Source organism: Tenacibaculum sp. SSH1-16 (genome assembly GCF_040104435.1).
Taxonomy (GTDB): Bacteria; Bacteroidota; Bacteroidia; order Flavobacteriales; family Flavobacteriaceae; genus Polaribacter; species Polaribacter mesophilus.
In genome coordinates, this window is the sequence record NZ_JBECOV010000003.1 from 397,879 (window position 1) to 404,863 (window position 6,985).

Sequence of the window (6,985 nt, forward strand, 5' to 3'; positions counted from 1 at the left end):
CAATCCCTAACGCGGTTTATTTTAAGCCAATACTTCTTTAGGAATTTGAGCAAATGCTTCTTGTAAATCGGTTTTTAAATCTTCAATATTTTCCAAACCAACTGATAAACGGATTAAGTCTTTAGTAACTCCTGTGCTTTCTTGAGCTTCATCACTCAATTGTTGGTGCGTAGTACTTGCTGGATGAATAATTAAAGATTTAGTATCTCCAATATTGGCTAGTAATGAAAAGAGTTTGGTATTGTCAGCAATGGTTTTAGCAGCTTCGTAACCTCCTTTTACTCCAAAAGTTACCAATCCACTTTGACCTTTTGGTAAGTATTCATCTGCTAAGTTTTTGTACTTGTTGTCTTCCAACCCTGGATAGTTTACCCAAGCAACTTCTTCTTGTTCTTGTAACCATTTTGCTAGTTTCAAGGCATTTTCACTATGCTTTTGAATTCGCACTTCTAAGGTTTCCAATCCTTGAATGATGTTGAATGCGTTTGTCGGACTTAATGCTCCTCCAAAATCACGCAATCCTTCTAAAATCAGTTTAAACGTGTACGATGCTGCTCCTAAAGTTTCGTGATATACCAATCCGTGATATCCTGCTGAAGGTTCTGTAAATTCAGGGAATTTCCCATTTGCCCAATTAAAAGTTCCTGCATCAATAATGGCTCCTCCTAACGAGTTTCCTTGTCCTCCAATGTATTTTGTTAAGGAGTGAATTACAATGTTAGCTCCGTGTTCTATCGGATTTAATAAAGCAGGTGTTGCTACGGTATTATCCACAATGAAAGGAACTTCTGCTTCTTTCGCATGCGCTGATATAGCTTTTAAATCCAATACATCTAACTTCGGATTCCCTAGAGATTCAACAAAAAAGGCTCTAGTATTCTCTTGTACTGCTGCCGAAAAATTATCAGGGTTTGAAGCATCTACAAACGTAGTAGTAATACCCAATCTTGGTAAAGTGACATTTAATAAATTGTAGGTTCCTCCGTACAAACTACTCGAAGCTACGATATGGTCTCCTGCCTTTAATAAAGTTAACAATCCAGTCGAAATAGCTGCTGTTCCCGAAGCAAAAACTACAGCTCCTATACCACCTTCTAAAGCAGCTAAACGATCTTGCAAAATTTGATTGGTGGGATTGTTTAATCGGGTGTAAATAAATCCCAATTCTTTTAACGAAAACAGGTTTGCTGCATGTTCTGCATCATTAAAAACATACGAAGTAGTTTGATAAATAGGAACTGCTCTTGTTCCACTTGTTTGTGTTACATCGTGACCTGCGTGCAACGCGTTTGTTGCGAATTTTTGTGTACTCATTTTTCTTGTTTTTGAGTTAATAAAAAATTAAACCAAAAGCCAAAACACATCTACTTTTAGATGTTGCTTACTAGAAAAATGTTATTAAGAAATTATAAGAAGATTCTTGTAGATATTAAAGAAACTTCTTTGGGTTATCTATCCACGAGTTTTTACACTCTGGTAGAATTTAGCACCTTCTTTGTTTGCACAAAGGGTTGCTAAGGTTTCATAGGGTCTAATCCCTCCACCTTTCTTGATAACATCGTCAATAAGTGTTTGAACTTTTACGAGCACAAATATTCAATTATAAAAATGGATTTTCCAAATTTATTTTGATTTTTATTTTAAAAAGTGTTTTGAATTATCTTCAAAACAAAAACCTAAACAACTCATAACCTGTATTTTATAATTTTTTATTTAAATAAAAAATTTATATAAATTTTTATCTTAAGAACTACAAGATAACATAGAGCATCCTACTTTATTTCGAGCCCATTCTGGTCGTTTTGCGAACCATTTTTCATATTTTGATTGCTCATCGTAAGGATTTTTGAGCAGTAAATATAACTCATTTAACAATACAAAGTCATTTTTATTTGCATCATCAATGGCTAATTGTGCCATATAATTTCTGAGTACATATTTCGGGTTTATAGCATTCATTTTTTCTTTTCTGTCTTCATCTGAAGCAGTTTCGTTTTGTAATCTATCTATGTAACTTTGGAACCAGTTTTCCCAAGATTTTTTTATTTCGTCTACAACTTCTGAAGGCGTATAAAATGCTTTTTCTATTTTTTTGATTGCCTCCTCTATGCTATCATCTTTTGAAATGCTTGACAACAATCGAAAAAAAATAGTCATGTCTGTTTCTATTTTTTGAAGTACTTCTTCAAGGTTTGAAACTAACGTTCCATCTGATTCTTGCGAAGAAAAAAGTCCTAATTTTTCTCGCATCATTTGCATGTACTTTTCAGGAAATCGCTCTTGGTAATTTTCCAAAACTGCTTCTAAAGGTTCTGCTTCTTCAATTAAAGGATATAGAGCATTTGCCAACTGATATAAATTCCATAAAACCACCTCTGGTTGCGAACCATATCTGTAACGTTTATGTGTATTATCCGTTGTATTTGGTGTCCATCCGTGGTCATAACCTTCTAACCATCCATAAGGTCCATAATCAATAGTTAAACCTAAAATCGACATATTATCGGTATTCATTACTCCATGTACAAAACCTACACGTTGCCAGTGAATTACCATTTCTAAACTACGCTCTGCTACCTCTTTAAAAAAGGAAACATACGTTTCTTTTGAAGATTCACCTAAATGAGAATAATGATGTTTGATTGTATAATCAACTAATGTTTTTAATGTTTTTACATCTCCTCTGGCAGGAAATATTTGGTAACTACCAAAACGTAAAAAAGACTCAGCTGTTCTACATACAATGGCTCCTTTTTCATACGCAGTGTTTCCGTCGTACATTACATCTCTTAATACTTCATCTCCAGACAAAGCTAAGGAGAGAACTCTTGTTGTAGGAACTCCTAAATGATACATGGCTTCACTACACAAATACTCACGAATAGAGGAACGTAACACTGCTAGTCCATCCGCAGTACGTGAATACGGTGTTTCTCCAGCTCCTTTTAACTGCAAAGCCCATTTTTTATTATCATAGACTGTTTCAAACAAATTAATTGCTCTGCCGTCTCCTAATTGTCCTGCCCAATGTCCAAATTGATGTCCGCCGTAGCACATCGCATACGGTTGTGTGTTTTTATATACATCATTCCCTGTAAAAACATTCTTAAATTCTTCTGAAGCTATTGCTATTTCTGAAAGTCCTAACTCATTTGCCATTTCATCCGAAACATGAATTATTTTTGGATTGGATGTTTTTTTAGGTGTTACATACGAAAAACAAGCTTCTGTAACCTGTCTTCGAGTATTTTCTTGAATTGGGTCTGCTGGTAATTCTTTAGTAAAGGTATTTTGTATATTGAATTTCAACACGTTCTATTGCTCTTTTAGTTTGTTTGCGTACATTTTTCTAAGTTTAGATAGCTTGGGTGAAATTACTGCAGCACAATACATTTGTTCTTTGTTGTTTTCATAATAATTTTGATGATACTCTTCCGCAGCATGAAATGTAGTTAATGGAGTTATTTCTGTTACAATTTCATCTTCATAATGCGGAGATAATTTTTCTACTACTTTTTCAGCAGTTTGTTGTTGCTCTTCATTCTGATAAAAAATTACTGAACGGTATTGTGTTCCTACATCAGCTCCTTGCCTATTTAAAGTTGTTGGGTCATGACTTGTCATAAACATTACCAACAACTCTTCATAACTTATAATTTCAGGATTAAATGTTGCTTGTACTACTTCTGCGTGTCCTGTTAAACCTGAACAAATTTCTCTATAAGTTGGTGTTCCTGGTACGGTTCCTCCCATATAACCAGATACCACTTCTTCTACTCCTTTTATTTGATTTAAAATAGCTTCTACGCACCAAAAGCAACCGCCACCAACGGTAATTAGTTCTAATTTATTATTTGTCATTTATATACTTTCTTTTATTCAGTATCTAAAATCATTGATACTGAGTTAATGCAATAACGTAATCCGCTAGGTTCTGGTCCGTCAGGGAATACATGCCCCAAATGCGCATCACAAGTATTACACATCACTTCTACGCGAACCATACCAAAGGTAGTATCTTTTTCATATTGAATAGCATTCTCTTTGATAGGTTGTGTAAAACTGGGCCAACCGGTACCTGAACTAAATTTAATCGTTGAATCGAACAAAGGTGTACCACAACATACACATTTATACTTACCAGCATCATAAACACTACACAATGCTCCTGAATTTGGTCTTTCTGTTCCTTTTTGTCTGGTAACTCTAAACTGTTCAGTAGTTAAAAGTTCTTGCCATTCTGTTGCTGTTTTTTCCACTCTTTTATCAGGTGTTGGATTACCATTAACTGCAAAATTAATTACGTCTTTCCAAGTTAAAATTTTGTCGCTCATCCTACTCTTTCGTTTTATTTAACTTATTAGTAGTTTCTTTTCTTTGTTACTTACAAAACTATGATTCTCTCTAAAACTTTAATCATAATTTAAAAGATAATTAAATAATTTTTTCAAGGATGATTTATATCATGTTTTAAATCATCTTTTACCTATTAATTTGTAATAAAAACCACTATACCTCTTACTTATAACATAATTTAAGTTAAAATAATTACAAATTACAAGCTTTTATCAGTATTTACTAAAATAAAAAAATAATGAATGTCTTAGATAATAGAACAGTCGCTGATTATGTAATAGAGAATATAAAAACAGCTCCTATTTTTAAGAAATATGGAATTGATTTTTGCTGCAAAGGAAATATAACAATAAACAAAGTCTGCCAAAAGAATAAAATAAACTTAAATACATTAAAAAGTGAATTGGAAAATGTTGAAAGCGTTAGTGATGTACTTCAAGATTATAAAACTTGGAGTTTAAACTTTTTAACCCTTTATATTGAAAATGTACATCATTCTTATGTAAAAGAAAGTTTACCTATAATTTCTCAATATATAAATGAAGTTATAAAAACCTATGGTAATACACATCCTGAACTATTAAAAATTAATAAACTATTTAGAAAAGCTTCTTCTGAAGTTCTATCTCACCTTCAAAAAGAAGAGCAAATACTTTTCCCTTATATAAAACAGTTAATAGCAGCTGACAAAAGACACAAAAAAATAAGTATTCCTTCATTCATCACGATACATACTCCTATAAAAATGTTAGAATATGAACATGAAGAAATTAATAATCTTTTTAGAGAAATAGCTAAACTAACAGATAACTACTCTATTCCAGAAAGTGTCTCTAATACGTATAAAGATCTTTACATTAAACTTGAAGAGTTTGAACAAGATTTATATCATCATATACATTTAGAACACAACATACTGCATAGAAAAGCACTAGAATTAGAAAAAAAAACAAATTATTATAAAAAAAGGAGGAGTGTTTAAACACTCCCTTTTTTATAGCTTTTTAAATCGATTAAAAGCTTCTTTTTCTAACTCTTCTATAAAATTAGGATGCGCTATAGAAATTAGTGCTTTTGCCCTTTCTTTTAAACTTTTTCCAAACAAATTAACCACTCCATATTCCGTAGCAACATAATGTACATGAGCTCTGGTCGTAGTTACACTTGCTCCTTCTTTTAAAAATGGAGTAATTTTTGAAATTCCTTTTGTGGTAACAGAAGGCATTGCTATAATGGCTTTTCCTCCTTTTGATAATGAAGCTCCTCTAATAAAATCCATTTGACCACCAACTCCAGAATATTGGTATTGCCCAATAGTATCAGCACAAACTTGTCCTGTTAAATCTATTTCAATAGCACTGTTTATAGCTGTTACTTTAGGATTTTTCTTTATGATAGAAGTATCATTTGTATAACCGGCCTCTTTAAAATGTACTAGAGGATTATCATCTATAAAATCGTATAACTTTTGTGAACCTACGGCAAAACAAGTAACTATCTTTCCTGTTTTAATCTCTTTTTCTTCACCAGTAATTACACCTCTTTCTATTAATGGTAGTACTCCATCAGAAAACATTTCTGTATGAATTCCTAATCGTTGATGATTTTTTAAGTTATGTAATACAGCATTTGGTATATTACCTATTCCCATTTGTAATGTTGCACCATCCTCTATTAGTTCAGCTATATTTTGTCCAATTTTTTTTTCTATTTCTGAAGGTATTCCTATTTCAGAAGTATGTATTGGAACATCAACCTCTACAGCATAATCTATATTACTCATATGAATAATTCCATCCCCATGAGTTCTAGGTACATTAGGGTTAATTTGAGCTATAACTGTTTTTGCTGTTTGAATAGCTGGTAATGTAATATCAACTGAAGTCCCCAACGAACAATAGCCATGTTTATCTGGTGGAGAAACTTGAATAAAAGCTACATCCAATGAGTAAATATTTCGGCGGAATAACCAATGAATTTCGCTTAAAAAAATAGGAATATAATCTCCATTATTAGTATTTACTCCTTTTCTTACATTATCACCTACAAAACAGCTAACTAGTTTAAAGGATTTACAATATGGTTCTTCTAAATACTTTGCCTTACCATGTGTGTGGATTTGAATAATCTCTATATCATCTAACTCATGATATCTATTACACAAGCTATCAATTAATAAATTAGGAGTCATTGCTGCTCCTTGGAAGAAAATTTTATCATTTGATTTTACAATACTTACAGCTTCTGCAGCCTTAACAATACAAATCTCTTTTCTCATTATTCTAAAGTTTTACTCTGCAAATTTCCCCATAAACCTTATTTAAATAAATGATAAAAATCATACATAGACTTATTTTTAGACAAAAGTATATTTTATAGTTTTTCTAGGGCTTAATTTCATAGTTATTCTAAAGCCCATCTGTATAACTATTTCCTGTTGAATATTAAACATTAAAATACGGTTGTTTTTGAGGGTCTTTATCAAGATTGAAAGTAACAAGAAAAGGATTAAAAACTACGAGATACAGCAATCCTAAAAATAAGATCAAAAAAAAACCTCAATCTTTAAAAGATTGAGGTTTGATAAAGAAAGGCAACGACCTACTCTCCCACCATTGGCAGTACCATC

General features: G+C 32.1%; 6 protein-coding genes and 1 riboswitch. Of the genes, 1 reads left to right on the top strand and 5 read right to left on the bottom strand.

Annotation, left to right across the window (positions count from 1 at the left end):
• Positions 1 to 21 precede the first annotated feature (21 nt).
• The 4 genes from ABMY20_RS06760 to msrB all read right to left on the bottom strand — a co-directional run bounded on the left by ABMY20_RS06760 (position 22) and on the right by msrB (position 4,322).
• Entirely contained in the window at positions 22 to 1,314 is a 1,293-nt protein-coding gene (locus tag ABMY20_RS06760; RefSeq protein ID WP_349264923.1) for an O-acetylhomoserine aminocarboxypropyltransferase/cysteine synthase family protein, read from the bottom strand.
• A 131-nt stretch (positions 1,315 to 1,445) separates the two neighbouring features.
• Positions 1,446 to 1,559: riboswitch (SAM riboswitch) on the bottom strand.
• Positions 1,560 to 1,743: 184 nt separating this feature from the next.
• Positions 1,744 to 3,309, bottom strand: a complete 1,566-nt coding sequence (locus tag ABMY20_RS06765) for a protein adenylyltransferase SelO (RefSeq protein WP_349264924.1) — start codon at positions 3,307 to 3,309, stop codon at positions 1,744 to 1,746.
• Between the two features lie 6 nt (positions 3,310 to 3,315).
• Positions 3,316 to 3,861: a peptide-methionine (S)-S-oxide reductase MsrA gene (msrA, locus tag ABMY20_RS06770; protein WP_167713940.1), complete on the bottom strand. Its 546-nt coding sequence runs from the start codon at positions 3,859 to 3,861 to the stop codon at positions 3,316 to 3,318.
• Between the two features lie 14 nt (positions 3,862 to 3,875).
• Positions 3,876 to 4,322 (bottom strand): peptide-methionine (R)-S-oxide reductase MsrB, encoded by a 447-nt coding sequence (msrB, locus tag ABMY20_RS06775; protein ID WP_349264929.1) that lies wholly within the window; start codon positions 4,320 to 4,322, stop codon positions 3,876 to 3,878.
• 272 nt (positions 4,323 to 4,594) lie between these two features.
• Between msrB and ABMY20_RS06780 the strand changes: the two genes are divergently transcribed.
• Complete coding sequence (locus ABMY20_RS06780) at positions 4,595 to 5,338, top strand: DUF542 domain-containing protein (protein ID WP_159616678.1); 744 nt, start codon at positions 4,595 to 4,597, stop codon at positions 5,336 to 5,338.
• A gap of 12 nt (positions 5,339 to 5,350) precedes the next feature.
• On the opposite strand, the gene ABMY20_RS06785 is transcribed toward ABMY20_RS06780, so the two are convergent.
• Positions 5,351 to 6,634, bottom strand: coding sequence for an acetyl-CoA hydrolase/transferase C-terminal domain-containing protein (locus ABMY20_RS06785; protein ID WP_349264925.1), 1,284 nt, complete (start codon positions 6,632 to 6,634; stop codon positions 5,351 to 5,353).
• Positions 6,635 to 6,985 lie beyond the last annotated feature (351 nt).